This window comes from Acetobacter sp. ESL1128 (assembly GCF_058505085.1).
Genome location: NZ_CP196369.1, coordinates 567,873 through 593,513, shown reverse-complemented (window position 1 = coordinate 593,513; position 25,641 = coordinate 567,873). Strand labels below are relative to the sequence as shown.

Below are 25,641 nucleotides of genomic sequence, written 5' to 3'. Positions count from 1 at the left end.
CTGGCATGCCCTACTTCAAACCACTTTCCTGACGCACCCGTTCCTGAAGAACGACAAAATCGCGGTCTGCATCACCCGCGCTGACTGCACTCAACAAACGATCACGAACAATGGCGGCATAAGGGAGTGGTACGCCGTAATCTCCCCCGGCATCCATGAACATCCCGACATCCTTCAGGCCCAGAGTAACAGGTGCTCCGGGAGTGTCATAAGCATGGTCAACCATCAGCTTGCCATAGTTCTTATGGACCGGAGCAGTATAGAAGCTGCCTGTCATAATCTCAAAAATCTTGCGTGGGTCTGTTCCCGCTTTTTCATTAAGAGCAAAAACTTCTGCCATCTGTTCAATGGTTGAGTAAATCATGAAATTCAGGGACAGTTTTGCAAGGTTGGCCTGCAACGGGTCATCCCCCACCCTGAAGATATGAGGGCCAAAACATTGGAGTGCTGGTTCCAGATAATCCAGCACGGCCGATTTACCAGCGGCCATAACAAACAATGCTCCCGCTTCCGCCGCAGGAGGCCGCCCAAGAACATTGGCACTGACGTATGTTTGCCCACGTTCTGCATGACCATCGCGCAAACGGCGTGCCTGCTCGAGGGATATTGTGCTGCAACAGACATGCACAGCATTGGGCAATAACCCTTCGGCTATACCATTTTTGCCAAATGTCGCCTGCTCAGTCGTTGCATCATCCAGCAGCATAGAAAAGACAATATCGGCTTCATGGGCAACCATGGCAGGAGTTTCCCCCACAGTCGCGCCCAGAGCAGCAAAGTCGGCAGCTTTGGCGGCTGTTCGATTATAGACACAAAGCTGATGCCCAGCAGCAAGAAGGCGCCTCGCCATAGGGTGCCCCATAGCACCCAGACCAACAAACCCGATTTTCATGCTGCCTCCTGTTGCATTGATCCATTGCGGTCAATTTTCTGAATTTTTCATAAATTGAAAAGAGCGGAGTATTCCAATCAACCAGAACAAGGCGTGGGACAGGCCCGCTCTGCCATTTTCATTCTGTTTTTAAAATTGATGCGCCATGTACTCTAGAGAATGTGACGTCTTTTGCCCACAATCGGCTCTTCCCCGATCCTGCCAACGTAACTGCTGCAAACTTGCCGCACAGAGTTTAGGGGTCAGGCACTGGCGCCCATACTGGCCCCAGCAAACCCTTCCCCCTGCTGTGCGGGATGGAGCAGTTTTTCCACCACTTCAGCTGCCACAAGAGCGGCTATGACCTCGGGGCGTTTGTCCCGCACGCCCCTATCCCCTATGGGGCAGACCAGTGCTGCAAGCTGTTCTGGAGAAATCCCCACTTCTGAAAAGGATTTTTCAAACCGCAAGCGTTTTGTGCGCGAACCGATAAGCCCAATATAGGCCAGGCCGGGCTGCAGGAGCGCTGCCTCCACAATCAGCGCATCCAGTGTGTGCGATGGCGTTAACACCAGAACCCCCGCACCCGGCTCCGCCGTTGCCAGAACATCGTCCCACGCGGCGGTCACGCGTGCTTCCACGCCTTCGGGCACATGGCCAAACTCATGTGCGCGCGGGTCCACCCAGACCAGCCGCAACGGCAAAGGGGCCAGTGCGTGGGCCAGTGCACGCCCCACATGCCCCGCCCCGAACAAAAACAGGGTTGGGCGCTGGGCATTCTGCTGGGCCAGTTGCTGTTCAAGCTGTGCACATAACGGAGCACTCAGCACTTCCAGCCTTACGGCCACGCGGCCACCACAGCACTGGCTGACATTACTTCCCCCCAGCACTATCTGGCGCTCGCACAGTGCCTCGCCCGACTGGAGCATGGTGCGGGCATGCTGCTCACACGCCAGTTCCAGCGCGCCGCCACCAACCGTGCCTGCCACAACGTCCTGCCCGACCAGCATAAACGCTCCCTCCTCCCTTGGGGTGGAACCGCGGGTAAGCGTTACGCGCGCCACTACCAGAGGCTGAGGTGCCTGCTGCCAAAGGCCAAGTAACTGCTTAGGTGTGTACCTGCGCATGACCCACTCCACCTTGCTGGCGCAGGCGCTCGGCCACGCGCAAAATCTGTTCGGGCGTTGCCGGGGCATTCAGCCCCGGATAGGTACGGTAGTTGTCCACACTGGCCAGCGCATCGGAAATGGCATGCAGCACCGCCAGACCATGCACAAACGGTGGTTCCCCCACCGCTTTGGAGCGGAAAATGGTCTCCTCCCGGTTGGGCACGTTGTCCATGAGTTTGACATTAAAAATACGTGGCCGGTCAGAACAGGCAGGAATCTTGTAGGTGCTGGGCGCATGGGTGCGCAAACGCCCCGATGTATCCCAGAACAGCTCCTCCATGGTCAGCCAGCCCGCGCCCTGCACAAACCCGCCCTCGATCTGCCCTATATCAATATCCGGGTTAAGGGAGAGACCTGCATCGTGCAGGATGTCCACCCGCTCCATGCGGTTTTCCCCCGTAAGCAGGTCCACCACAACCTCCGCGCAGGCCGCACCGTAAGCAAAGTAATAAAACGGTCGGCCACGCCCTGTTGCACTATCCCACGAAATTTTGGGCGTTTTATAAAACCCTGTGGAGGAGAGGGAAATACGGGCCATATACGCCGCATTGACCAGCGTGGCGAACGGCACCGTAGCCTCCCCCACCACCACACCGTCGGCTGTAAAATGCACCTGTTCGGAGGGAACCTGCCATTTGGCAGCGGCAAAGTTTACAAGCCGGTCCTTGATGGTGCGCACAGCCGCCAGCACGGCCATGCCGTTCAGGTCCGCACCACTGGACGCAGCGGTAGCAGAGGTATTGGGGACCTTGCCTGTTGTGGTGGCGGTAATGCGCACCCGCTCATGGGGCAGCCCGAACTCGCGCATGGCAATCTGCACCATTTTGGTATGCAGGCCCTGCCCCATTTCTGTCCCGCCGTGGTTCACCTGCACCGAGCCATCGGTGTAAACATGCACCAATGCCCCGGCCTGGTTAAAATGCGTAGCGGTAAAGGAAATACCAAACTTGACCGGCGTTAATGCAATACCGCGCCGCAGGTACTGGCTTGTCTTGTTAAACTCCCTGATCTGTGCGCGGCGTTTGCGGTAGTCGCAGTCCTGCGCAAGTTGGGTCATAACCTCCCCGGCAATGGAATCCTCCACGGTCATGTGGTACGGAGTGACGTTGCGTTCGGTCGTACCATACACATTGCGCAGCCGCACATCCAACGGGTCCAGCCCGGTGGCAAAGGCAATCTGCTCCATAATCCGTTCAGCCGCCGCAGCCCCCTGCGGGCCACCAAAACCACGAAATGCCGTGTTGGACTGCGTGTTGGTGCGCAGCGGCACCGAGCGCAGGCGTACGTCCGGGTAGTAATAGGCGTTGTCGGCATGGAACAGGGCGCGGTCCGTTACCGGGCCGGACAGGTCGGCCGACCAGCCACAGCGGGCAGCCAGCTCCATATCCACCCCCAGAACATGGCCCTGCGCATCAAAACCCACGTCATAGTCAATCACAAAATCATGGCGCTTGCCCGTGATCATCATGTCATCATCACGGTCAAGGCGGAGTTTGGCTGGGCGGCCGGTTCGCGCAGCGGCAAGGGCTGCCAGACAGGCCACAATGTTGGCCTGAGTTTCCTTCCCGCCAAAACCACCGCCCATGCGCCGGACTTCCACGGTCACAAGGTTGTTGGGGCAACCCAGCACGTGGGCCACCATGTGCTGGGTTTCTGTCGGGTGCTGGGTGGAGGAGCAGATACGCATTTCCCCGTCCTCTCCGGGCCAGGCCAATGCGGCCTGCCCTTCGAGGTAAAAATGCTCCTGCCCGCCAATGGCCAGTTGGCCTGCAAGCCTGTGCGGGGCATTGGCCAGAGCCTGAGCGGCGTTACCCCGTGTCATTTCCAGCGAGCGGCAGACCAGTGCCCCCCCTTGCGCGCGGGCCTGCTCTATGTTCAGCACTGCGGGCAGGTCCTCGTATTCCACCCGTGCCAGCACTGCGGCCTGGCGGGCTGCATGGCGGGTTTGGGCCACCACGGCAAACAAGGGCTGACCACAGAAAAACACATGGTCTTCGGCCAGCAGGGGTTCGTCCCCCGCTCCTACGGAGCTGATCTGGTTGTGGTGCGCTATGTCGCGCGCGCTCAACACGCAAACCACGCCGGGGTAAGCCTGCACCGGCCCCAGATCCATGCTGATGATGCGCGCATGGGCGCGACTACTCAGGCCAAGGGCAACATGCACCGCATTGGGCGGTGTTGGCATATCATCCACATACCGCGCCTCCCCCGCTACGTGCAGGTGCGCGCTCTCATGCCTGAGCGAGGAAGACGCCGCACCGGCCACCTGTGCGGGATCTTGGGGTGCCGAGCCTCCGGTTTCAGCTGGTTGTGCTGCCATGGTGTGGGGGTCAACCATGCACCACCTCCTGCCAGTTCTGTAATGTTGGGGCGTGGTGCGGGCTGTTATCCCTATCAGGCTCAAACAGGCGGACCAGCAGGTTGGCGGCAACCGTTGCACGGTACCACGCACTGGCCCGCATGTCTGACAGAGGGGTAAAATCCTCTTTTATGGCCGCTTGCGCTGCAAGGAGTGTTTCGGGGGTACGCATCTGCCCCATAAGAGCAGCCTCCGCCCGGCTGGCCCGGCAGGGTATGCCCGCCATGCCGCCATAGGCCAGACGGGCCTGCTGGATGGTGCCATCCTCAGCCACAACCAGCACAAAGGCCCCCAGCACGGCAGAAATATCCTGATCAAACCGCTTGGAAACCTTGTACACTCCGCACACGCTCCCAGCAGGCAACGGCGGAATAAGCACGCCTTCTATAAACTCGCCGGGGCGGATGTCCTGCTTGCCGTATTCGAGAAAAAACGCTTCCAGCGGCACAACCCTGCGGTCAGGCCCGCAGCGCAGGTGGAGTTGCGCACCTGCGGCCATAAAAATGGGCGGGCCATCCCCAATCGGTGACGCATTGCCGATATTGCCGCACACGGTGGCAGCATTACGAACCTGCGTGGACCCGATACGCCGCAGCGTATCTGCCGCAACTGGCAGGTGCGCGACCAGATGGGGCATGGCCTCCGTGTAGGTAACGCCTGCTCCTATCCACAACGCGCCATCGGGGCCGGTATGGATTTTGTGCAGGTCGCGGGCGGTACGCACGGCAATAATATGGGGGAGCTGGCGCAATCTTTTGGTGACCCACAAGCCAACATCGGTCCCCCCTGCTACCAGCACGGCCGCCGGGTCCTGCGCATAGGCAGTGGCCAGTGCCTCCACCGTAGCAGGGAGCGTAACACGCCCCTGCGGGCTATGCAGTTCCACTGTTTTGCCATCCTGCAGGGCCTGTAGGCGCGCGCTCAGCTCCGCCGTGCGGGCACTTATGGGTTCACCATGCCGGGCGCAGTAGGCTGCGGCTTTTTTCATGGCGCGCACAATGGGGGCATACCCCGTGCAACGGCACAGATTGCCTGCCAGGGCCTCGTTTATAATCCGCTCACCATCCAACGTGCCCTCAAGTGCCGCCAGATCCGCGCGCGTGGACAGCGCGACCATGGACATGACAAACCCCGGTGTGCAGAACCCGCATTGCGATCCGTGCTCGTCTACCATGGCCTGCTGCACCGGGTGCAATGCACCATCGGGGCCGCGCAGGTCCTCCACAGTCAAGAGCTGCGCGCCATCGAGCATCCACACCATGTGGATACAGGCATTAACTGCGCGCCATACCAGATGCCCCTGCTCCAGCCGCCCGACCAGAACGGTGCAGGCACCGCAATCCCCTTCGTTACAGCCTTCCTTGGTGCCGGTGCGGGCCTGCTGGTCGCGCAGCCAGTCCAGCAGGGTCAACTCCGGCGGCAGGCTGGACAGATGGTGGAGGGTATCCCCCACATAAAAGCTGACGTGCTGGCGCATGCGTGCCCTCCCGGCTTATGTTTTTATGCGTATCAGGCACAGAGTATGCGAAACGCCGATGCTTACTCGGTCTGGGCGCGGCCAGCCTGCCCAAGGGCCGCCTGAGGTTTGTCCTGCGCGCCCACAACGTTCCAGACCGGGGTTTCGAGTATGACCGTATCCTGTTCCACCGTTTGCTCGGAGGAACACAGATTGCCAAAGTTGAACACCAGATGCAGCACAATGGCAGACAGGGCACCCAACGTAATACCGCTGCCAAAAATAACCTGCATCCATGCGGGAAAATGGTCAGCAATATGGGGCTGTGCCGTTGCCAGCATGCTCAGCCCGATGCTGGTGCCCACAATAACCGTGTTGTTCAGATTATCAAAATCCACTTTGACAAGGGTCTGAATCCCCACCACAGCCACGGCGGCAAACATGGCCAGTGCGGCCCCACCCAGTACCGGCAGGGGCACGCTGGCAATAATGGCGGCAAGCTTGGGCAGGCAGCCCAGCCCCATCATGATAAACGCCGCCGCCACCACAACCCAGCGGCTGGTCACCCGTGTAAGCCGCACAAGGCCCACGTTCTCGGCTATGCAGGTGTAAGGGAAGGAGTTCAGCACCCCGCCAATCATGGTTGCCAGACCATCCGCACGGATCGCCCGCGTGATGTCGGCTGAGGAAATATCCTTTTTAACAATGGAACCCGTGGCAAACACATCCCCCGTGGTTTCCAGCATGGTAATGATCATGACCACCAGCATGGACAGCACCGGCACCACATGGAAGGTGGGCATGCCAAAGTAAAAAGGCTGCGCAACGGTCACCCATGGAGCAGACAGCACGCCATCAAAACTGGCATCGCCCAGAAACCACGCGGTTAACGTGCCAGCCACCAGCCCGAACAGCACGGCAATGCTGGCCACAAACCCCTTGAACATACGCTGGATAAACAGGATGGAAACCAGCGTGCCCAGACCATACGCCACATTGCGCATGTTAACCGGGTTTTGCATGACCCCCGTGCCCTGCCCGTTCACAATATCATTCGCGGCCACCGGCAGCAGAGCCAGCCCGATAACCAGAATGACAGACCCCGTAACCACAGGCGGGAAAAACCTGACCAGCCTGCCAAACCACGGTGCCGCCAGAAAGGTAAATATCCCCCCAGCAATGACCGCGCCAAAAATCTGGGGCAGCCCCTGCACGCCCCCACCCGCGGCCACGCCAATGGCGATCATGGGGGTAACAGCCACAAAGGTAACCCCCTGCAACAGCGGGAGCTTGACCCCGATATAACGCCCAAGCCCCGCGGACTGGATGAAGGAGGCAATGCCACAGGTAAACAGATCCGCCTCGATCAGATGCTCAAGTGCGGCACGGGGCAGACCCATGGCCCCCGCCAGCAGCACAGGCACAATAACGGCGGCTGCATAGAATGTGAGCACATGTTGCAGGCCATAGAAGCCAAGCTTCCAGACCGGGAGCATCTGGTCCACGGGGTGGACGGTCTGTGGCGTGTTGCTGGCAGGTTGCATGGCTTAACTCCCCCTGTAGGTCGAATAGGCGTATGGGGCGACCAGCAGGGGCACATGGGCATGCCCGCTGCCGCCAAGACCAAAGCAGATTGGCACAATATCCAGGAACGGCGGGTCCGCCAGCGGTGTGCCCTGCTGGCGGAAATAGGCCGCGACCTCAAACTCCAGGCAGTAGGCACCGGCTTCCAGCTCAAGCGCTTTTAGCTCCGGGCAGCGGCCATCGGCATCGGTCTGCCCTGCAAACAGAACGCCTGTGGCCCCACTCAGGCGCAACGCCACCCCCACCGCCGGACGGCCGGAAACCGTGTTGAGAACATGGGTTGAAAGAGAGCTCATGCCACCACCTTATCGTGCAGACGTAATGCGGCTATTGCGTCAATCTGGCTCAAGGCCTCGGCCAGTTCGGCTTGGGGCGTACTGGCAAGCCGCTGTTCCATGGCCTGTGCAATAACCTGTTTGGCATGCCCGCCCACCTTGCGCACACAAATAACAAACGGCATGCCGAACTTGTGTGTGTACGCATCATTCAGGGCACGAAAATGCGTGTATTCCTCTGGCGTTAGCCGGTCCAGCCCAGCTCCGCCCTGTTCCTGTGCAGAGTCTGCGGTCAACCCCGGGTCCACCCCCAAACGGTGCCCAAGCTCGGGGTGGGCGCGCACAAGCGCATACTGTGCCGCCTCGGGCGCGGCACGCATGGCGGCGGAAAACGCCGCACACATGCCACCAAGGTCTGCAAACGGGCGGCTTTTGGCTGCCTGCGCCGCAACCCATGGGGAATGTTCATACACACTGCCAAACGCCTCCACAAAAGCGGCATCGGGCATGGCGTTAACCTGCGCCAGAGTGAGCATGCCAGAGGTGGTCATGCCGGGTGCACCTTCTGCCAGTGGCGGGCAATATCGGCCCGGGTTGCCACCCATACATCGGCATAGGTTGCCACATGCTCCAAAAAGCGGGCAACAGCCAGTGCCCGTGCGGGCTTGCCTGCCAGACGGCAGTGCAGGCCAACGGACATCATACGCCCCCCTTCCTGATAGAGCATGTCAAACGTGTCGCGCAGGTAATGGAAGAACTGCTCGCCCTCGGTAAAGCCGTTCAGGGCGGCAAACTTCATGTCATTCACATCCAGCGTGTACGGCACAATCAGTTGGGGTTTGCCGTAGCGCCGGTCGTAATAGGGCAGGTCATCGGCGTAGGAATCCGCATCATACAAAAAGCAGCCTTCCTCCACGACCAGACGGGCGGTATTGGGGCTGGTTCGGCCCTGATACCAGCCCAGCGGCGGAGCCCCCGTAACCTGCGTGTGCAGGGCTATGGCCTCGCGCATATGGGCGCGCTCCACATCCTCTGGCACGTTCTGGTAATCTATCCAACGCAGGCCGTGGGTTGCAATTTCCCACCCGCTGGCCTGCATGGCGGCAACGGCTGCGGGGTTGCGGGCCAACGCCATGGCAACACCAAAAACCGTAACGGGCAGGCCCGCTTTTGCAAACAGGCGGTAAAGCCGCCAGAAGCCGGCACGACTGCCGTATTCATACAGGCTTTCCATCTGCATGCAGCGCGCACCGATAATGGAGGACGTGCCCACCATTTCGGACAAAAATGCCTCGGACCCGCGATCATTGTGGAGGACGCAGTTTTCCGCGCCCTCTTCGTAGTTGATCACAAACTGCACGGCTATACGCGCGCCACCGGGCCAGTGTGCATCGGGCGGGGTGGCGCCATAGCCGATCATGTCACGCGGGTATGTCTGGTTCATTTTTATCCCGTTTTACGCTTGGTTTTTTTCAGGCCTGCTCTGGCGGCGGGTCAAAGCTGGTCAGTTCATCCACGTTATAATCCAGCAGGCTTTGCAGGTGCAGGGCTCCGTCCTCCACAAACAGGCTGCGGCCTATGCAGTTGGTCAGTTTTTCCACCCCGAAGCGCATCCCGCTAATGGTTGCCCCGGCGAGCCCCATGCTGGGCATGGCGGAGAACGTAAAGTTGTAGATGCACTGCATCATGGGGGCGAGCGGGTCATTGGCTTCCAATGGCTGGAACTGGAAGGCGTTGCTCAGGTAAGGGTGGCTACCCAACAGGGCGCTCTGCTCATCTGCGGGGGCTTCAAACCGGTCTTTCCACAGGGCAACGCGGCTGGCAATGCGCCCCAGTTCGGGCCGCTTGGTCAGGTCGATAATAAAGCCTGTGCCAATGATCAGGAAGTCAAACTCCATCTCGCCTTTTGGAGTGGTTACGACCACGGCCCCGTTTTCCTCCCGCACGGCGGTCCAGGGGGTGCCGGGGTGGTAGGCAAAGTTGGGGTGCTTGCGGCAACGCCAGAACGTATCCTGCGGGGGCGGCTGGTTCAGGTCATAAATCTTGTACATAAAACGCCAGCGCAGCAGGTCTGGCAGATCGGCCAGATAGCTGAGGAAGCCTGCGTTTTCCATCCACCGGTAGGGGTTCACTGTGGGGATCTGCTTGCGGCGCAGGCACAGATCCACGCTGGCAGCGCCATGTTCCAGCACGGTTGCCGCGTTATCAAACGCCGAGGCACCAGCCCCCAGCACGCCAATGCGCTTGCCGCGCAGGGCTTCAAAGTCAATCTGTTCACAGGTATGGGCATAGCGGCTTTTGGGCAGCCCCTCGCGGATAAAGTCGGGAACATGCCACGCCCCACCGCCTTCTATGCCGGTCGCCAGAACCACACGGCGCGCCCAGACCACATGCTCGGCCCCACCTGCGCCGGTAAAGGTCAGCCTGAGCAGCCCGTCTTCCCATGCAATGTCGGCCAGACGGTGTTCGTTTTTAACTGGCAGGTCCAGCACATCACGCAGCCAGAGCAGATAATCCTGCCAGTCGTGACGGGAGATTTTATCCAGATCACGCCAGGCCTGCTCGCCGTATTTTGCCTCAAACCAGGATTGGGGGGTCAGGCTGGGAATACCAAGGTCCGGCCCGGTCACGTGCTTGGGCGTGCGCAGGGTGATCATGCGCGCAAAAGTAACCCACGGCCCTTCTTCCCCCTCGGGGGCCATATCAAAAATACAGGTGTTGGCCACGCCGCGCCGCCGCAGGCCAAAGCATGTGGCAAGCCCGCCCTGCCCGCCGCCAATAATGGCCACGTCCAGCACATCCCGTCCGTTGTGCTGATGGGGAACGCACCAGTTACCCGAGGCAAACTCGATTTTGGCAAGATCGTCCCGAACACGTTTGTTTAGCTGTTCCATACCCATTTATCAGTCCACATTATGCAGATCGGGAATCCTGCGTGGTTCCTGATCGCGCCAAATAAAATCAGACTTACTGTTTCACACACGTATCGTTCTTGTATATGACTTAATTCAGCATGGTGCGTTCGCAAAAAGAGAGCAAAAGCTGATGCCCGTTTTTTCCCGCTTCCTGCGGTATTTCATGGCCGTAGCCCAGCATGGCTCTATTAGAAAAGCTTCGGACGAGCTGCATATTGCCGCATCCGCCATAGACCGGCAGGTATTGCAGGGCGAAAAAATTCTGGGCACCCAGCTCTTTGAGCGCCTGCCATCGGGGCTGCGGCTAACCACGGCGGGGGAACTGCTCCTGACCTCCTGCCGCCGCTGGTCCCGCGACCTGAACGCCCTGCAAACCCAACTGGATAACCTTAAAGGCCTGCGGCAGGGGAGCACGGATATTCTTATCCCCGATGCACTGACCAAGGGTTTTCTGCCCACCCTTCTGGGCAAGCTGCGCCAGACACATCCGGGCATTATGGTGAGCGTGCATGTGCGCAAAAGCCACGATATGGGGGAACTGCTGGTTAAAGGGCATGCCGACTTCGCGCTCATGTTCAACCCCGGCCACATGCGCGAATTAACAGTACGCACCCACAAGGAAATACCACTGGGCTTTGTCTGCCTGCCCTCGCACGAGATCGCGGAAATGACCGAAGCCCGCTTCAGCCTTGCGGCGGAATACCCCATGATCATCCCGGCCCCTCCGCTGGCCCTGTGGCGCCCCATTGGGGTGCTGGAGGCGGAAACGGGGGTCAAGGTCGCAACCGTGGCCAAGGCCGACAATATCCAGATGATCAAATCCATGGTGCTGGAAGGCGCGGGGGTGGGGATTCTAAGCTATCTGGATGCGTATGATGAGGTGCAGAAAGGCCAACTGGCCTTTACCCCCATTACCAACCGCAAGCTCCCCCCGCTAACACTGGCCCTGTGCGTGGACCGCTCGCGCCAGCTTTCCACCGCCGCGCGGTTTATTATTACCGAAATTGAAAACTTTTTTGCCGAACAGTTCTAACGGCCCGAAAGCACGCCCCCAATGCCCCACACCCCGGACCGCCACGCCATAAGAGGCAGTTACGTTACCTTTTGCGCCAACCCCTTTACCACGCCCGATGCACTGGTGCTGGAAGAGGACGGGCTGATTATTATGGAACACGGGCGCATTACCCAATGCGGCCCCTACGCCACCCTGCACCCCCTGCTGGGAGACAACACCCCCCTGACCCACTACCCCGATTGCCTGATCAGCGCGGGTTTTATAGATGCCCATGTGCATTACCCCCAGATTTCGGCCATTGCCTCCTGGGGGGAGCAGCTTCTGCCGTGGCTGGAACAGTATATTTTCCCCACCGAGGCAGAGTTTACCGATGTGGATGTCGCCCGGCGGACGGCAAGGCTGTTTTTGTCCGAGCTGCTGCGTAACGGCACCACAACGGCCGCGGTGTACTGCACGGTACACCCCCAGTCGGTCGATGCGTTTTTTGAGGAATCCGCCCGCCTTGGCACCCGCATGATCGCGGGCAAGGTGCTGATGGACCGCAACTGCCCCCCCAACCTGCAGGACACTGCCCAAAGCGGGTACGACCAGTCCGCCGCCCTTATTGCGCGCTGGCATGGCAGGGACCGCCAGCTTTATGCCGTAACCCCACGCTTTGCCATAACCAGCACGCCAGAACAGCTTGAACTGGCAGGCACGTTATTCCAGCACACGCCGGGGCTGTACATGCAGACCCATCTGGCCGAAAATCTGGACGAAATAGCCGCCGTGCGCAGCCTGTTCCCCAACCGCTCCTCCTATCTGGATGTGTACGCAAAAGCAGGGCTGGATGGACCACGCGCCATATTTGGCCATGCCATTCACATGGCTGAGCATGACTTTGCCCACTGCCACCAATCAGGCTGTACGCTGGCCCATTGCCCAACCTCCAACCTGTTCCTCGGGAGTGGCGCATTTGCCCTGTTTGACGCGCTCAAACCCACCCGCCCGGTGCACGTGGCACTGGGGACAGACATTGGGGCAGGCACATCGCTCTCGCTACTGGCCACAATGGGGGAAGCTTACAAGGTGTCACTCATGGCGGGGGATACCCGGCTTTCCGCAGCACAGGCACTCTGGCTGGCCACGGCGGGGGCTGCACGCGCCCTGCACCTGCACGACCATATTGGCCTGATAGCCCCCGGCATGGAGGCCGACCTCTGTGTTATGGACCCCGCCGCCACCCCGCTTATGGCCCAGCGGAGTGCCCGCTGCACCAGTCTGGCCGAGCGCCTGTTTACCTTAATGGTTCTGGGCGATGACCGGGCCATACGCGCCACATGGGCCAATGGCCGGCTGGTGCATACACGGGCAGAAACGCAGGCGGATGCAGCGGTGCATACGGGCTAGTAAGCCCCCACGCACCCATCGCTCCGGGGGTCTGCCGCTCCTTCAAACAGGCCGCTGGCATGGCGCACCACGGCCCCGGCATGGCCCATCATGCTGGTAAAGGGGGCCACGCGCTCCACCTCGTGCCCGGCCTGCTCCAGCCGGGCGATAACGCCCGCATCAAACCGGCTCTCCATTTTAAGCGAATGGCTGTGGCTGCCCCATGTGCGCCCCAGCAGCCAGCGTGGCGCGGTAATGGCCTGCTGCAAAGGCACACCAAACATGGCGTAGCGCGTAAACAGGGCGGCCTGCGTTTGCGGCTGCCCTTCGCCCCCCATGGTGCCATAAACCATGACCCGTCCATCATCAAACCGGGCCAGCGCGGGGTTAAGGGTGTGGAACGGCTTGCGGCCGGGTACAAAGGCATTCCATGCCCCTTCCTCCAGCAGGAAGGACGCGCCACGGTTCTGCCAGAGCAGCCCAGTCTGGGGCAGGAACACACCGGAGCCAAATTCAAAATACAGGCTCTGGATCATGCTGACCGCCACCCCGCGGGAGTCCACAGCCCCCATCCAGGTTGTGTCTCCCATCTGGGCCGGTGCGGGCCAGGGCATGGCGCGGTATGGGTCTATGCTGGCTGCCATGGCGTTAAAGCGGGCGGTATCATCCAGAAAACCCTGTGCGTCCTCGCTCATCCAGCGTGGGTCGCCCACATGCGCGTTCCGAAACAGGAAGGCATGCTTGGTGGCCTCGACCAGTGCATGCACATAGGCAAAGCCATCCACCTCCTGCACGTTGAGTTTTTCAAACAGTTTGAGAATGGCGAGCGAGGCCACACCCTGAGTTGGCGGGGGAGCGTTATAAACCTGCGCGCCCGCCACACGGGCATGCAGGGGGGCTGGGGTTGCCACCGCGTGGTGGGCAAAGTCCTGCGCGCGCAGGGGGCTGCCGGCGTGGGTCAGGTCTGCCAGCAGCCTGCGGCCAACATCGCCAGTGTAAAAACTATCCAGCCCGTGGCGCACCAGACTTTGCAGGGTTTCGGCCAGTGCCGGGTTTTTGCGTATATCCCCCGCCTGCGGCAAGCGCCCCTGTGGGGCATAGGCTGCGGCAAAGGCGGCATTGCCCAGCAGTTCGGCCTGTTTTTCCGCCAGCAGGGAGGCTTCACTCGTGGTCAGGGCGTAACCGTTCCGGGCGTACCAGATGGCATCTTCCAGCACTGCGTCCAGCGGCAGGGCGGGCTGGAGTGCCGCACTACGCTCAAGTGCTGCCTGCCAGCCCGAAACCGTGCCCGCCATGGTATTGGCCGCCATGCCCCCCCGCCAGGGTACGCTGGTATGGCCTGCGGCCGTGTAGTCCTGCGCACTGGCATGCAGGGCGGCGGCACCGCAGGCTTCCAGCACCTCGGTCCGGCCATCGGGGTAGGAGATCAGCCAGAACGCATCCCCCCCCATGCCGGTCATGTGCGGGTAAACCGCGCACAGGGTTGCGGCCATGGCGGTAACCGCCTCCAGCGCCGTGCCGCCTTTTTTAAGAATAGCCAGACCGCTCTGGCTGGCCAGATGATGCGGGGATGTGACCATCCCCCGGGTGGACTGAAAACTATGCAGCATGGTCTGGGCGGCTCCCGCTCTGGTATGGCCTGTATTGCACGCAGGATACCGCGCTTTTGCGCCATGCCCCATAAACAAAAAAAGCACACCCCCATTGCCGGAGTGCGAGAGCCACCCTGACCTGCCCGCCCAAGCACCCCCTTGCCCACCTTTACGCCTGACAGCACACACAAAATCTGACAACCATGCCACTTTGCCCACCACCAGCAGGACCCAACGCCATGCCCCAGAACCATGCAGGCACCCGGCCAGAGCAGAGCACCACACCAGAACCAGCCGTGTACCTGGCCGGGCCGGGCGTTTTTGCGCTGGATGCCCGCGCACAAGGGGCACAACTGGTGGCGGCCTGCACGCGCGCGGGCCTGCGCGGCCTATACCCGCTGGATGCCGCACTCGACCCAAAGGCCCATGCTGGCCCCGCAGCCCTTGCCGCAGCCATAGCCCGCGCCAATATGGACCTGATCCGCCAGAGCCGGGCTGTTATTGCCGATCTTTCCCCCTTCCGTGGCCCCAATGTGGATGATGGCACCGCGTTTGAAATAGGCTATGCCCACGCGCTCGGCCTGCCAGTTTTTGGCTATGCCAGCACCACCACCCCTATGGCCGCCTACCCCGAACGCTTACTGGCCAGTGGGGAGAGCATGAGCACGGTCATGCTGGACAACCGCACAACACTGGTGGATGCCCACAACATGACGGTGGAGGATTTTGGCTTACCGGTGAACCTGATGATTGCAACGGTTCTGGCTGATTCCGGCACTGTTTTTTCCTCCGCCCAAGGGGCGATCATGGCTGCGGCGGCCCATCTGCTTACATGAATATGGAGGCAGGTCAGCCCGCGCCATCAGCGGGTAAGGCTGCTTCACACCGGACGTAGGAATCCTTGTCCCTGAAAAGGAACAGCACATAATAATCAAGTGCCCGCCCACGCCTGCGCGTGGTGTGAGTATAGAATGGATACACATCCTGCACCGCCCCATACCCCGCAGGCAGCGGGTCTGATGCCATAATCGTATTCACACGGAACAGCGGCACATAAACATGCACCGGGCCGGGGTTGCGGCGCACATGCCACAACTGCCGGCGGAACTTGCGCAGGCGGTCTGGCAGAATGAACACCATATTTTCTTCAATAAACCGTTCATCCGGCTGGGGGCTGCGCAGGTAGCGCGCATCGTCCGGCATGTCGCAAAAGTAATTGTAACCCTGAATAATCATACCCTGCTTTTAATCCCCCTATGCCCGGCAGAACAGGCCCGCCCTGCACCTTATCCCCCCAGCCCCCAACCTGCCCCACATGCCATGAACAAGAAAGCCGTTGTGCCCACGCGCCAAAGGGCCATACTGCTTACGGTCCGCAATAGAATGAGGAGCCATGCCATGGCCCTGCCGCGTATTCGTTCCCTTCTGGCGTCCTGCGCCTTAACCCTTGCGGCGGGCTGTGCAACGCAACCACAGCCGCTGAACACACCCGGCACAGACAACGGCGTGTATGAAGCCCGTGGGAACGAGCCATTCTGGAACTTCAGCATGGCAGCAGGCACACTGGCCCTGAGCACCCCCGATGGCCCCCGCCTGACCCGCATGATCACCCGGACCTATACCCGTGGCGACACCCGCCATTACGAGGCCCCCGATCTGGCCGTAACCATAAGCCCCACCCCCTGCCAGGACAGCATGAGCGGGCAGATGTTTACACAAAGCGTGCGCATTACCACCAAGGAGCAGACCCTTAACGGCTGCGGCGGCAACATTGTGCCCCCCACGCAACTGAACGCCACACGCTGGGTTGCCACACAGCTTGATGGCCATAAACTGCACAACGGCAATGTTCTGCCCGATGCGCATGACAGCGCCACGGACGAAAACCCCGACCCGGCGGCAGACATGTTTACCCCTACGCTGGATATTAACGACAGCGGCAAGGTATCCGGGTCAGATGGCTGCAACCGTTATGCTGGTGGCCTTGTTTTTGGCCATGATGGCAAGGTGAGCCAGTCGCCACAGGCGGGCATGAGCACGCTCATGGCCTGCCCGGGCGCGCATGGCCGTGTTTCTGCCCTGTTTTTGGACCTGTTGCACACTGTGCAGTCCTGGAGCATGGAAGATGGAACCCTTGTGCTCCACACGCAGGATGGAAAAACCATGCGCCTGCGCCAGACCTTTTAACGCTACCGTGGCATAAGACCGGTATGGGCCGGCTTTATGCCGCCCTTGGGGGGCATGCGTAAAATTCACACAAACAGTCCGCAAAACCACACAACGAAACGAGTCCGTCTTTTTTATTGTGCTCCCAAACACCGGTTTGAGACCGCCACTAAAACAATTTTTAACCAGAAATTTACCTTTTTTGTGCAAAAGAGCGTGAGTGTATTTTAAGCATAAGCCACTCCAGAGGATTCAGAAACACGCCATGCCAGCCCGCGTTTTTAAAACCCTATCTATTTCATCCCCCCGTCTTTAAAGCACGATCATGCCCAACAGCCAGCTTTCCGGGCCTTACATTCTTACCAAAGCCAAATTTTACGATAAATTTGTGGAATTAACCCACGACCATAGCCAGAAATTCCGCACAATCATCCATAGCATCAGTCAGGAAGAGCTGCTGGCCATTACCCTGCGCGCATTCAAAGGGGCGCAGTTGCGGGTTTCCAGTATTCTCAGTGTCGCAAAACGCTTTGCCGACCTGAACGGCACAATCCCGTTTGAAGTCAGTGCCAATCTTTATAAAAACTTTCTCAAGGCAACAGCGCGCGATACCGGCATTTATACAAAAATTACCTTTGCGGAATATCTGTATTACTCAATTCACTACGAACAGTGCAAAGAAACCTATAACGCTGAAACGCTTATTCCCACCATTTACAACCCCACCCAGCCACTTGGGCGGGTGCTGGGTGGGCATATTGCGTTAGAAATTGTGCTGCTGAACATCTGCCAGGCCAATGCCCGACGCCTGAGCGAGACGGAATGGCTGGACACAAACCCGGATATGGATTGCCATACCCAGATCATGCACATCCTGCTCCGCCACCAGTTGTTGACCTTTGAAGATGTGCAGGAAGAGTTTGAGCGCATTATGCTCTACGTGACCGCATTTGTGCTCGATACCGTGCGCACGCTCTCCTCCCGCCGGACCCCGCCTGCCCCCAAACCGGAAGCATGATGCAGGCAGGGGGCACCCCCCCCTTTAGCGCAGACCTTTCAGCGGCTTCAAACCAAAGGGGGCAGGCCGTCAGGCTCGGTTACAGGTGTTCTTCCCCCTGCGGGCTTGCTGGCTGCTGCGGCTGGGCAGAACCGGGCTGGGCATTGGAAGGAGCTGTTGTGCTACCCGGAGCGGTGGAGTGTTCCACATCATAGGCGGTGGCTTTCTGCTCGTATGTGCCTTTTGCGCCGGGATGTTCCTGATCGTACAGCTTGGCCTTGTTCCTGGCTTCCTTACGGTATTCATGCCTGCGGTACATGCCCGTTACACAACCGGCCGTGGCCCCCAGTACGGCATGGTTGGCCAGATGCCCACCAACCGCACCTGCGGCACCATATTTAAGGCACCCGCCCGGTTCGGCCTGTACAACGGTTGTGCCCACTGTTGCGGCCATAAGGCCGGCCAGTCCCAGTGTCATCACGCGGTGCAGTCTCATACGCTTGTCTCTTTTCCGTTCCCAAACCAGCCCTGCTTTTCAGGGCCTGCGTTATGCATGCCTGTATCTGGTGGCAGCATTATGGTTTTTAAAGACCTGATTTTTCCATCAGGTGCCCTGCGGCCATCCCCACAGCCCGGTATAAACCCGCTCTGTCGGGCATGGCTCCTCCTGCCCGGCAGTGTTTGCAGCCTTCTGCCCTGTGGGGCACAATACGCTCCCATCTTTTGCCTGAACGCACAGCAAGCCCCAACATGCCAGACGCCCCTGCCACCCCTGTAGCCGTATCCGCCCGCCGTATTCTGGTGCTTGGCATTCTGGCCGGGCACGTAGATGCGCTCAGCTTTGCTCATCTGGGCGGCCTGTTTGCCTCGGCCATGACCGGCAACACCACACATCTTTCCGCAGCACTGGCCCATGCCAACTGGCACTACGCCGTGTTGCTGGGCTGCGTGCTGGCCATTTTTTTTGGTGCGGGCTTTCTGGCAAGCCTTGCCCGCCTGCGGTGGGGGGCCACCAATGGCATTGCACTCATGGTGCTTTTACTGCTGGTGGTGCAGGCTGCCCAATTTGGGGCACATGCCCGGCTGGTCGAGCTTGTATTGCTCCCCGCCCTTATGGCGGTTCAGGGCGAGAGCATTGCCCGTTTTTCCGGCAACGCAATCCAGACCGTGGTTATTACCAGCAACATGCTCAAATGTGCCTCGGCACTGGCCAGTGCCGTAGCCCTGCGCTGCGGGGCCAGCACGGGGCCAGCATTGCCTGCGGGGGCTATTCTGCTCCCCGGTCTGTCATGGGTTGGTTTTGCCGGTGGGGCCATGCTTGGTGCGTTAGCCCTGCTGTGGCAGGCTCCCCTGCCCTTTTTATGGCCCCTGCCATGGCTTGCCATTCTGTATATTGACATCACCCCCGCAAGACCGGGAAACTAAGGCGCATGCCTGCCCGCCTTACTCCGCGCCGTTTTACCCGGCCCCTGCACCTTGTACCCCGTCTGACCCTGGCTACACTGCTTGCCCTGAGCGGGTGCGGTTATTACTCCTCCCGCATTGCACATAAAGGGCAACTGGCCGTACTGGGCATGACCAACGAGGACCTGCAAGCCTGCGTAGGCGTACCCGACAGAACACAGATCATTAACGAGCACGTGCGGATCTACCAGTACACCCGGGGCACCAACATACCGGCAACCAACGATTCGACGCTGATCCCCCTGCAAACACTGGTCAACCTGACCCAGACAACCCTTGGCGGGGCAGGCTCCACCTGTGTGGCCTCCATCCGGCTGGTAGATGGCAGGGTAACAGACATGCATTATAGCGGTGACAACGACCAGATGATTGGCAGCGACGGGGTGTGCGCCACCGTTATAAAAGGGTGCCTGAACACCCCCGTACCCTCCGCCCATAAAGTATCGGGCACCATTTTTGGCCCGGTTTCCGCCTTCCATGCGCCTGATATTAGCGGTTTTTCCCAGTCCCCGCACAATGCGGCTTCGGCCGCACCACAGGAGCAGGCAGCCCCTGCATCCGGGCCAACACCGCCTGCACCACCAGCCCGCCCCTAGCGCCCCCGCAGGCGGGACACCGCCCGAAAATGCCGCAACGCCATGCAGCAGATAGCAGTTGACCGCCAAAACCAAAGGAGTAGTGTGACGCTGTCAGATTTGTGAATGAATCCGGCAGGTTCTGCACAGTAGGCATTCCGCGCCAGAACACCAGCAGCTCCTGCCTTACAGGCTACAAAAGGGTTTTTGGAATGGGCATTTATCTGTGCGTAACACTTCTGGGTCTTGACCTGATCGCATACCTGCTTGGCGGCAACACCGCAGTGCTGGGCGTTGCGGTTGTGGCGTTCCTGGTGCCGGTTGTCATTATGAGCAGCTACACGCTGACCCACATTGAAAAAGACGGCACTCCCGACGCTCATCACTGAGCCTTAGCGGACAACCCGTTAAAAAAACCGCCAGCCTGCACGGCCTGGCGGTTTTTTTGTATCCAGCTGCCTAGTGCATGATCAATGCGCTAAACACATCGGCCAGCAGGGGCTGAATAACGTACTGAATACCCAGCAGCACGACCATGGGGCTAAAATCGACCCCACCGGGCGTTGGCAGCACCCGCCGGACAGGGGCCAGCACAGGCTCGGTCAACCGTTCCAGGAACATGCCAATCTTCCAGACAAGCTGGTTGCGGCTATCCAGTATGCCAAACGCATACAGATTGACAAAAATACAGGATATAAGGAGAATCCAGCAATAAATCTCCAGTATCCGCGTCAGCACCATGAAGAGCGAAAACACAAACACGATATAAAACCAGCTCCTTACGCTTCAAGCCCGGCAGGGCCACCTTGCAGTTATACGCCCTACAATACAACTTGACAGAAAAATCGTAAGCCCTGTAAACCACTGCCTGACAGATCAGGCGGGGCTGTAGCTCAGATGGGAGAGCGCCTCGTTCGCAATGAGGAGGTCAGGGGTTCGATTCCCCTCAGCTCCACCAACCGCCTGACTCTGCTGTTGTTTTCCTTAAAAAATATCGGCTTTTTGTAAACCACCAGCCCTTGTGTTTACACACGCTGGCGGTTCTGTGCCTCCATGCCTTGCAGGCACACGCCCCATTGCCGCATTCAGCCCGCTGTAATGGCTCCCGGCTCCATCAGATGGTCTACACCAAGTGTGCGTACACCTGTGGTTTTTGCCGTGCCCAGCAAAGCGCTTCTCAGGCTTTCCACCGCATCCCGCACAAGCTGCACAATTGCCTCGCGGTCCTGATAACCGCCAAGCTCCAGTGCGTTTTGATAAAGGCTCCAGACCGTGGACCAGATAATGCCCGGTGTCAGGTAGAGCGACCATTCATTATCCGCCGGCAGAGCGTTTTTGATCTCCTGCAAAATCTGCGTAATTTCCTTCAGATCGAACGAAATCGCTGTTTCCTCACAGGCCTTGTTCTCAACACCTGCGGCCAGACGTGCCAGCTTCCACAAAAGTGCATCCGGGGTGCCGGGGGTGGTGTTCATGGGGAATCGCCTCTCATGCTGTGTGCTTGCATATGATGAACGCAGGCGCGGGCTGTAGCAACGCCAGCGCCATCACGGCAGCGTTTACTCCACTTGCACGGCCATTCCTTACTGGCATCAAATCTGCGCAAAGGTAGAAATGTATCCATTTATATACAGATGATTTTTCAAAAAACCCGACACATTCTTCATCCTTCCCATTTCGGAAACAAACCAATTCCATTACATTGCAAGGCCCAGACCCACCCCAAGGAGCCACCATGCTGAGCCTGAACATAAACGGACAATCCCACCAGGTGGATGTCGATCCAGACACCCCCCTTCTGTGGGTTCTGCGCGATGTTCTGGGCATGAACGCCACCAAATTCGGCTGTGGCATAGCCCAGTGCGGTGCCTGTACCGTGCATATGGATGGCCGGGCCGTGCGGGCGTGCAACCTGCCGGTAGGGCTGATTGGTGAGCAGCGTATCAGCACGCTGGAAGGGCTGAACCCCACAGACCCCGTAACCAAAGCCGTGCAGGACGCATGGGTGGCACTGGATGTGGTGCAGTGCGGTTACTGCCAGCCGGGGCAGATCATGGCGGCTATTGCGCTCCTGCGTGCCGTCCCCCACCCCACGGATGAACAGATAGACAGCGCCATGTCGGCCAATCTGTGCCGTTGCGGCACGTATGTGCGTATTCGCGCAGCCCTCCACCACGCGGCGGGAGCACTGGCATGACCACACAAACACCACGCCCCGCACTGGCCAGCCGCAGGCAGATGCTGGGGGCCGGGGGCGCCCTTCTGCTGGCCACGTTCTGGCCCACGCCACGCCGGGGCCGGGCACAGGGCGCGTCCGTGCCCGCAGGCACAGCCCCCGAGCAGGGGCTGCTGGTGGAAAACGCACAGGGAGCCTTTGCCCCCAACGCCTATATCCGCATTGCAACGGACAACCGCATTACCCTTATTCTGCCCAATGTGGAAATGGGACAGGGCATTTACACATCCTCCGTCATGCTGATTGCCGAAGAACTGGGCATAGACATGGCGCAGGTGGAAATTGAAGCCGCTCCCCCCGGCGGCGGGGCCGAAATTACGGGCGGCTCCACTTCGGTCATGACCGAGTGGCTCCCGCTCCGGCAGGCCGGGGCCGCAGCGCGCAGCATGCTGGTACAGGCCGCCGCCACACGCTGGCAGGTGCCGGTGGCGGAGTGCACAACCCGCTCGGCCACAATTATCCACGTGCCTACCGGGCGCTCCCTGCCTTTTGGTGCGGTTGCCGCTCAGGCAGCCACGCTGCCCGTGCCACAAAAACCCACACTCAAGGACCCTGCCACTTACACCCTGCTGGGCAAGCCCCAGCACCGCATAGATAGTGCGGTCAAGGTGCAGGGCCGTGCCATTTTTGGCATGGACGTACAGGTGCCGGGGCAAAAAATCGGCACCGTAGCTGCCTGCCCGGTGGTCGGTGGCACGCTGGCAGGCATGAACAAGGCCGCAGCCCTTGCCATACGGGGCGTGCAGGCCGTGCTGGTCAACACGGCCAATAACACCGTGTGCGTTGTAGCCGACCATTACTGGGCCGCCCGCAAGGGCCTGCGCGCGCTCAAGCCCCAATGGCACGATGGCCCTAACGCCCATGTGACGACCCAGACCATCTATGACCAGTTGCATGATGGCCTGAATGGCCCCGCCATTGTGGCCAGCACAAAGGGCGATGCCCCAGCCGTTATTGCCCACGCGGCGGCCACACATACCGCCACCTACCAGCAGCCCCTGCTGGCCCATGCCACCATGGAGCCCATAAACTGCACCGCCCATGTACGCCCCGATGGGTGCGACATATGGACCGGCACACAAATTGCCGACCGCGCACGGGACACGGCGGTAGAACTGACCGGTCTGCCCAAAGACAAGGTTAATGTGCACTGCCAGTATATTGGCGGGGGTTTTGGCCGCAGGCTGGAGCATGAATACGTTACCCAGTGCGTGGAGTTCGCACGGCAGGTGCCCCACCCGCTCAAGATCATCTGGAGCCGCGAGGAGGACCTGACGCACGACCGCTACCGCCCTGCCTACGTGGACCAGATGACCGCCGCACTGGACAGCAAGGGCTTTATAACCGCGCTGACCCACCGCATTGTCGGCCCCGCCGTAGTTGCCCGCTGGGACCCGCCGGAACTGACCAAGGACGGGTATGACGAAGATCTTTCCGTCGCGACCGTTATTACGCCTTACACCTACCCCGCCTACCGGCTGGAATTTGCCCGGCGTGAAGCCCCCGGCGTTGTTACCGCATGGTGGCGCGGTGTAGGCGGCACACGCGGCCTGTTTGTGGTGGAAGGGTTTATTGACGAGCTGGCCCACCGCGCAGGCGCGGACCCCGTAGCCTACCGGCGCGCCATGCTGGCCCAGAACCCCCGCGCTCTGGCCGTGCTGGACAAGGCCGCACAGGCCGCAGGCTGGAACACCCCCCTGCCACCGGGCCGCGCACGCGGTGTGGCCGTGCAGTTTGCCTTTGGCTCCTACATGGCCAGCATTGCAGAGGTGGAAATGCCCGAACCCGATAACGTGATTATCCACCGCGTAACCGCAGTGGTGGATTGCGGGCGGGTGCTCAACCCCGATCAGGTCGTCTCACAGATCGAAGGGGGGCTGATCTTTGGCTTTAGTGCGGCCCTTTATAACGAAATCACGCTCGAAGGGGGCCGTGTGCAGCAAAGCAACTTCAACACATGGCGCGTCATGCGCATGAACGAAGCGCCTTGCAAAATTGATGTCCTGCTCATGCCCAGCACGGAAGACCCCGGCGGCATTGGCGAGGTTGGCACCGCAGCCGCAGCCCCCGTTCTGGCCAACGCCATGGCAGCGGCACAGGGGCGGCGCTACCGCACATTACCACTCCTTTCCCCCCGCAATGGGGCAGACCACAAGGAGCAGGGCTGATGCGTAACCCCATGTCCTTCCCCTTTATTTCCACCTGTGTGCAGGGCACACGGGTAAAGTTCTCCCGGGTGGGTGGTGCCCTGTCTGGCGTGGTCCTTGGTGGGGCAGCCCTGCTGGCCACCACAGCACATGCCCATGCAGCGACCTCTGCCCCCAGTGTGGAAAATGGGCGCTATCTGGCCCGCGCGGCCGACTGCGAGGTCTGCCACACAGCCGAAGGCGGAACACCCTATGCAGGCGGGCGGGCCTTCAGCCTGCCGGGGGTGGGGGTTATGTACGCCCCCAACATTACGCCGGACAAAACCGCAGGTATTGGCGCATGGACCGACCAGCAGTTTGTGGATGCCGTGCGCAAAGGCATATCCCCCCACTGGAAGCACCTTTACCCCGCCATGCCCTACCCCGCCTATGCCCGCATGAGCGATGCAGAAGTGCGGGACATACGCGCCTATCTGGAAACCCTGCCGCCATCTGCACAGAAAACACCTGAAAACTCGGTCAAATTCCCGTTCTCCATCCGTAGCCTGATGGTTTTTTGGAACATGCTCAACGGCCCGGCCGCAAGCTATGCCAATGACCCGGCCAAACCAGCAGACTGGAACCGTGGCCGCTACCTGGTGGAAGGGCCGGGCCATTGCGCAGACTGCCACTCCCCGCGCACACGAACCTTCGGGCTTGATTCCAGCCGCGCACTGGGCGGCAATGTGGTCAATGGTTGGCGTGCATATAACCTGACACCGGACAAACAGAGCGGGCTTGGCGCGTGGAGTGATGAAGCTCTTGCCCAGTACCTTTCCACCGGCCATGCTGATGGCCATGGCACCGCAGCAGGAGACATGGCCGATGTTATTGGCCATAGCCTGCGCTACCTGAGCGCATCCGACATCCATGCCATGGTTGTGTATTTGCGCAGCATTGCCCCCCTGCACACGGTGGAAGATACGGTGGAAGCCAGAACCCCCACAGCGGGTGATGCCAGCTTGCCCCAGAACACGCGCGGTGCACGCCTGTATGCGTCTGCCTGTGCAGGGTGCCACATGCCCGATGGCACGGGCCGCCAATCCAGCTTTGGCACCATTACGGGAGCGCGCTCACTTGGAGCGGATAACGGGCGCAACCTTGTGCAACTGCTGGTGCAGGGAAGCGGCATGCAAACCACAACGGGTGTGCAGATTATGCCGCATTTTGCCGGTGGCGGGCTGAGCGAGCGGGATCTGGCCGACATTGCCAGCTTTGTCATGACCCATTTTACCACAGCCACCCCGCACAACATGGAACAGGCAGTGCATGACGCCAGACAGGCTGAATCAACGGCACCTGACATAAAACAGCCCTAACAGAACAGGGCTTATACAAAACAGACAAAAAGGCTGCGGAGCGTTCTGGCTCCGCAGCCTTTTGTTTTACCCCCCAAGCCCCGTGCTTACGGGT

At 60.0% G+C, this 25,641-nt stretch carries 25 protein-coding genes and 1 tRNA gene; 12 read left to right on the top strand and 14 right to left on the bottom strand.

Translation table 11 applies throughout. From position 1 onward, the window contains the following. Nucleotides 1-10: 10 nt before the first annotated feature. The 9 genes from ACSYTG_RS02855 to ACSYTG_RS02815 form a co-directional block, all read right to left on the bottom strand. Nucleotides 11-892 (bottom strand): NAD(P)-dependent oxidoreductase, encoded by an 882-nt coding sequence (locus tag ACSYTG_RS02855; RefSeq protein ID WP_489783760.1) that lies wholly within the window; start codon nt 890-892, stop codon nt 11-13. Nucleotides 893-1,134: 242 nt separating this feature from the next. Continuing rightward, nucleotides 1,135-1,998 carry a xanthine dehydrogenase accessory protein XdhC gene (gene xdhC / locus ACSYTG_RS02850; RefSeq protein WP_253527737.1) on the bottom strand — a complete coding sequence of 288 codons (864 nt, stop codon included), beginning with the start codon at nt 1,996-1,998 and terminating at the stop codon, nt 1,135-1,137. Beyond that, nucleotides 1,979-4,360 (bottom strand): xanthine dehydrogenase molybdopterin binding subunit, encoded by a 2,382-nt coding sequence (xdhB, locus tag ACSYTG_RS02845; protein ID WP_489783794.1) that lies wholly within the window; start codon nt 4,358-4,360, stop codon nt 1,979-1,981. The genes xdhC and xdhB overlap by 20 nt, the downstream gene beginning before the upstream one ends. 10 nt (nt 4,361-4,370) lie before the next feature. Beyond that, entirely contained in the window at nt 4,371-5,876 is a 1,506-nt protein-coding gene (gene xdhA / locus ACSYTG_RS02840) for a xanthine dehydrogenase small subunit (RefSeq protein WP_489783761.1), read from the bottom strand. Nucleotides 5,877-5,938: 62 nt separating this feature from the next. Next, on the bottom strand, nt 5,939-7,399 hold the full coding sequence (locus ACSYTG_RS02835) for a nucleobase:cation symporter-2 family protein (protein ID WP_095349323.1): 1,461 nt from the start codon (nt 7,397-7,399) through the stop codon (nt 5,939-5,941). A gap of 3 nt (nt 7,400-7,402) precedes the next feature. After that, entirely contained in the window at nt 7,403-7,735 is a 333-nt protein-coding gene (gene uraH, locus ACSYTG_RS02830; protein ID WP_086646588.1) for a hydroxyisourate hydrolase, read from the bottom strand. Further along, nucleotides 7,732-8,250, bottom strand: a complete 519-nt coding sequence (uraD, locus tag ACSYTG_RS02825; protein WP_165925468.1) for a 2-oxo-4-hydroxy-4-carboxy-5-ureidoimidazoline decarboxylase — start codon at nt 8,248-8,250, stop codon at nt 7,732-7,734. Before uraD ends, uraH begins: the two co-directional genes overlap by 4 nt. Before the next feature lie 11 nt (nt 8,251-8,261). Continuing rightward, the gene (puuE, locus tag ACSYTG_RS02820) at nt 8,262-9,158 is read right to left on the bottom strand and encodes an allantoinase PuuE (RefSeq protein ID WP_489783762.1); all 897 of its coding nucleotides are present in this window, start codon (nt 9,156-9,158) and stop codon (nt 8,262-8,264) included. A 28-nt stretch (nt 9,159-9,186) separates the two neighbouring features. Beyond that, entirely contained in the window at nt 9,187-10,608 is a 1,422-nt protein-coding gene (locus tag ACSYTG_RS02815) for an NAD(P)-binding domain-containing protein (RefSeq protein WP_086646673.1), read from the bottom strand. Nucleotides 10,609-10,759: 151 nt separating this feature from the next. Here ACSYTG_RS02815 and ACSYTG_RS02810 point away from each other — a divergent pair, with 151 nt between their 5' ends. Both ACSYTG_RS02810 and guaD read left to right on the top strand, forming a co-directional pair. Further along, the gene (locus tag ACSYTG_RS02810; RefSeq protein WP_086646586.1) at nt 10,760-11,662 is read left to right on the top strand and encodes a LysR family transcriptional regulator; all 903 of its coding nucleotides are present in this window, start codon (nt 10,760-10,762) and stop codon (nt 11,660-11,662) included. Between the two features lie 21 nt (nt 11,663-11,683). After that, nucleotides 11,684-13,033: a guanine deaminase gene (gene guaD, locus ACSYTG_RS02805; RefSeq protein ID WP_489783763.1), complete on the top strand. Its 1,350-nt coding sequence runs from the start codon at nt 11,684-11,686 to the stop codon at nt 13,031-13,033. On the opposite strand, the gene ACSYTG_RS02800 is transcribed toward guaD, so the two are convergent. After that, on the bottom strand, nt 13,030-14,622 hold the full coding sequence (locus ACSYTG_RS02800) for a gamma-glutamyltransferase family protein (RefSeq protein WP_489783764.1): 1,593 nt from the start codon (nt 14,620-14,622) through the stop codon (nt 13,030-13,032). The two genes, guaD and ACSYTG_RS02800, sit on opposite strands and share 4 nt — an antisense overlap. A 221-nt stretch (nt 14,623-14,843) precedes the next feature. On the opposite strand from ACSYTG_RS02800, the gene ACSYTG_RS02795 reads away from it, so the two are divergent. Next, nucleotides 14,844-15,440: a nucleoside 2-deoxyribosyltransferase gene (locus ACSYTG_RS02795; protein WP_489783765.1), complete on the top strand. Its 597-nt coding sequence runs from the start codon at nt 14,844-14,846 to the stop codon at nt 15,438-15,440. Nucleotides 15,441-15,453: 13 nt separating this feature from the next. Here the strand turns inward: ACSYTG_RS02795 and ACSYTG_RS02790 are convergent, their stop codons facing one another. Further along, nucleotides 15,454-15,840 carry a hypothetical protein gene (locus tag ACSYTG_RS02790; RefSeq protein WP_095349327.1) on the bottom strand — a complete coding sequence of 129 codons (387 nt, stop codon included), beginning with the start codon at nt 15,838-15,840 and terminating at the stop codon, nt 15,454-15,456. A gap of 162 nt (nt 15,841-16,002) precedes the next feature. On the opposite strand from ACSYTG_RS02790, the gene ACSYTG_RS02785 reads away from it, so the two are divergent. Together ACSYTG_RS02785 and ACSYTG_RS02780 are read left to right on the top strand one after the other, a co-directional pair. Further along, nucleotides 16,003-16,791: an META domain-containing protein gene (locus ACSYTG_RS02785; RefSeq protein ID WP_354858417.1), complete on the top strand. Its 789-nt coding sequence runs from the start codon at nt 16,003-16,005 to the stop codon at nt 16,789-16,791. A 304-nt stretch (nt 16,792-17,095) separates the two neighbouring features. Then, the gene (locus tag ACSYTG_RS02780; protein WP_086646581.1) at nt 17,096-17,788 is read left to right on the top strand and encodes a hypothetical protein; all 693 of its coding nucleotides are present in this window, start codon (nt 17,096-17,098) and stop codon (nt 17,786-17,788) included. A 79-nt stretch (nt 17,789-17,867) separates the two neighbouring features. Here ACSYTG_RS02780 and ACSYTG_RS02775 read toward each other — a convergent pair whose 3' ends face one another. Beyond that, nucleotides 17,868-18,263 (bottom strand): hypothetical protein, encoded by a 396-nt coding sequence (locus ACSYTG_RS02775; protein WP_179290108.1) that lies wholly within the window; start codon nt 18,261-18,263, stop codon nt 17,868-17,870. Between the two features lie 254 nt (nt 18,264-18,517). Between ACSYTG_RS02775 and ACSYTG_RS02770 the strand changes: the two genes are divergently transcribed. From ACSYTG_RS02770 to ACSYTG_RS02760, 3 genes are all read left to right on the top strand, one after another. Next, the gene (locus ACSYTG_RS02770) at nt 18,518-19,192 is read left to right on the top strand and encodes a YoaK family protein (protein WP_086646670.1); all 675 of its coding nucleotides are present in this window, start codon (nt 18,518-18,520) and stop codon (nt 19,190-19,192) included. A 5-nt stretch (nt 19,193-19,197) separates the two neighbouring features. Then, nucleotides 19,198-19,827 carry a hypothetical protein gene (locus ACSYTG_RS02765; protein ID WP_489783766.1) on the top strand — a complete coding sequence of 210 codons (630 nt, stop codon included), beginning with the start codon at nt 19,198-19,200 and terminating at the stop codon, nt 19,825-19,827. Between the two features lie 191 nt (nt 19,828-20,018). Continuing rightward, the gene (locus ACSYTG_RS02760; RefSeq protein ID WP_165925242.1) at nt 20,019-20,195 is read left to right on the top strand and encodes a hypothetical protein; all 177 of its coding nucleotides are present in this window, start codon (nt 20,019-20,021) and stop codon (nt 20,193-20,195) included. Nucleotides 20,196-20,265: 70 nt separating this feature from the next. Here ACSYTG_RS02760 and ACSYTG_RS02755 read toward each other — a convergent pair whose 3' ends face one another. Then, entirely contained in the window at nt 20,266-20,568 is a 303-nt protein-coding gene (locus ACSYTG_RS02755) for a YggT family protein (protein WP_233129137.1), read from the bottom strand. 120 nt (nt 20,569-20,688) lie between these two features. On the opposite strand from ACSYTG_RS02755, the gene ACSYTG_RS02750 reads away from it, so the two are divergent. Continuing rightward, nucleotides 20,689-20,764: transfer RNA gene (locus ACSYTG_RS02750), tRNA-Ala, on the top strand. 127 nt (nt 20,765-20,891) lie between these two features. Here the strand turns inward: ACSYTG_RS02750 and ACSYTG_RS02745 are convergent. Next, on the bottom strand, nt 20,892-21,281 hold the full coding sequence (locus ACSYTG_RS02745) for a hypothetical protein (protein WP_086646579.1): 390 nt from the start codon (nt 21,279-21,281) through the stop codon (nt 20,892-20,894). Nucleotides 21,282-21,541: 260 nt separating this feature from the next. Between ACSYTG_RS02745 and ACSYTG_RS02740 the strand changes: the two genes are divergently transcribed. Genes ACSYTG_RS02740 through ACSYTG_RS02730 form a run of 3 tightly spaced genes read left to right on the top strand, consistent with a single transcriptional unit; the run spans nt 21,542 to nt 25,547 of the window. Continuing rightward, nucleotides 21,542-22,003 carry a (2Fe-2S)-binding protein gene (locus tag ACSYTG_RS02740; RefSeq protein WP_086646578.1) on the top strand — a complete coding sequence of 154 codons (462 nt, stop codon included), beginning with the start codon at nt 21,542-21,544 and terminating at the stop codon, nt 22,001-22,003. Next, nucleotides 22,000-24,210, top strand: coding sequence for a xanthine dehydrogenase family protein molybdopterin-binding subunit (locus ACSYTG_RS02735; protein WP_489783767.1), 2,211 nt, complete (start codon nt 22,000-22,002; stop codon nt 24,208-24,210). The genes ACSYTG_RS02740 and ACSYTG_RS02735 overlap by 4 nt, the downstream gene beginning before the upstream one ends. After that, nucleotides 24,210-25,547 carry a c-type cytochrome gene (locus tag ACSYTG_RS02730; protein WP_489783768.1) on the top strand — a complete coding sequence of 446 codons (1,338 nt, stop codon included), beginning with the start codon at nt 24,210-24,212 and terminating at the stop codon, nt 25,545-25,547. The genes ACSYTG_RS02735 and ACSYTG_RS02730 overlap by 1 nt, the downstream gene beginning before the upstream one ends. Nucleotides 25,548-25,641: the final 94 nt, after the last annotated feature.

Excerpts from the sequence above, each read along its gene's own strand:
- ACSYTG_RS02810 (WP_086646586.1), top strand. The coding sequence starts at position 10,760 with ATGCCCGTTTTTTCCCGCTTCCTGCGGTATTTCATGGCCGTAGCCCAG.
- xdhC (WP_253527737.1), bottom strand. The coding sequence starts at position 1,998 with ATGCGCAGGTACACACCTAAGCAGTTACTTGGCCTTTGGCAGCAGGCA.
- ACSYTG_RS02735 (WP_489783767.1), top strand. The coding sequence starts at position 22,000 with ATGACCACACAAACACCACGCCCCGCACTGGCCAGCCGCAGGCAGATG.
- ACSYTG_RS02745 (WP_086646579.1), bottom strand. The coding sequence starts at position 21,281 with ATGAACACCACCCCCGGCACCCCGGATGCACTTTTGTGGAAGCTGGCA.
- ACSYTG_RS02815 (WP_086646673.1), bottom strand. The coding sequence starts at position 10,608 with ATGGAACAGCTAAACAAACGTGTTCGGGACGATCTTGCCAAAATCGAG.
- ACSYTG_RS02775 (WP_179290108.1), bottom strand. The coding sequence starts at position 18,263 with ATGAGACTGCACCGCGTGATGACACTGGGACTGGCCGGCCTTATGGCC.
- ACSYTG_RS02765 (WP_489783766.1), top strand. The coding sequence starts at position 19,198 with ATGCCTGCCCGCCTTACTCCGCGCCGTTTTACCCGGCCCCTGCACCTT.
- ACSYTG_RS02790 (WP_095349327.1), bottom strand. The coding sequence starts at position 15,840 with ATGATTATTCAGGGTTACAATTACTTTTGCGACATGCCGGACGATGCG.
- guaD (WP_489783763.1), top strand. The coding sequence starts at position 11,684 with ATGCCCCACACCCCGGACCGCCACGCCATAAGAGGCAGTTACGTTACC.
- ACSYTG_RS02730 (WP_489783768.1), top strand. The coding sequence starts at position 24,210 with ATGCGTAACCCCATGTCCTTCCCCTTTATTTCCACCTGTGTGCAGGGC.
- ACSYTG_RS02855 (WP_489783760.1), bottom strand. The coding sequence starts at position 892 with ATGAAAATCGGGTTTGTTGGTCTGGGTGCTATGGGGCACCCTATGGCG.
- puuE (WP_489783762.1), bottom strand. The coding sequence starts at position 9,158 with ATGAACCAGACATACCCGCGTGACATGATCGGCTATGGCGCCACCCCG.
- ACSYTG_RS02795 (WP_489783765.1), top strand. The coding sequence starts at position 14,844 with ATGCCCCAGAACCATGCAGGCACCCGGCCAGAGCAGAGCACCACACCA.
- ACSYTG_RS02760 (WP_165925242.1), top strand. The coding sequence starts at position 20,019 with ATGGGCATTTATCTGTGCGTAACACTTCTGGGTCTTGACCTGATCGCA.
- ACSYTG_RS02835 (WP_095349323.1), bottom strand. The coding sequence starts at position 7,399 with ATGCAACCTGCCAGCAACACGCCACAGACCGTCCACCCCGTGGACCAG.
- ACSYTG_RS02740 (WP_086646578.1), top strand. The coding sequence starts at position 21,542 with ATGCTGAGCCTGAACATAAACGGACAATCCCACCAGGTGGATGTCGAT.
- xdhA (WP_489783761.1), bottom strand. The coding sequence starts at position 5,876 with ATGCGCCAGCACGTCAGCTTTTATGTGGGGGATACCCTCCACCATCTG.
- xdhB (WP_489783794.1), bottom strand. The coding sequence starts at position 4,360 with ATGGCAGCACAACCAGCTGAAACCGGAGGCTCGGCACCCCAAGATCCC.
- ACSYTG_RS02770 (WP_086646670.1), top strand. The coding sequence starts at position 18,518 with ATGCCAGACGCCCCTGCCACCCCTGTAGCCGTATCCGCCCGCCGTATT.
- ACSYTG_RS02785 (WP_354858417.1), top strand. The coding sequence starts at position 16,003 with ATGGCCCTGCCGCGTATTCGTTCCCTTCTGGCGTCCTGCGCCTTAACC.
- uraD (WP_165925468.1), bottom strand. The coding sequence starts at position 8,250 with ATGCTCACTCTGGCGCAGGTTAACGCCATGCCCGATGCCGCTTTTGTG.
- ACSYTG_RS02780 (WP_086646581.1), top strand. The coding sequence starts at position 17,096 with ATGCCCAACAGCCAGCTTTCCGGGCCTTACATTCTTACCAAAGCCAAA.
- uraH (WP_086646588.1), bottom strand. The coding sequence starts at position 7,735 with ATGAGCTCTCTTTCAACCCATGTTCTCAACACGGTTTCCGGCCGTCCG.
- ACSYTG_RS02800 (WP_489783764.1), bottom strand. The coding sequence starts at position 14,622 with ATGCTGCATAGTTTTCAGTCCACCCGGGGGATGGTCACATCCCCGCAT.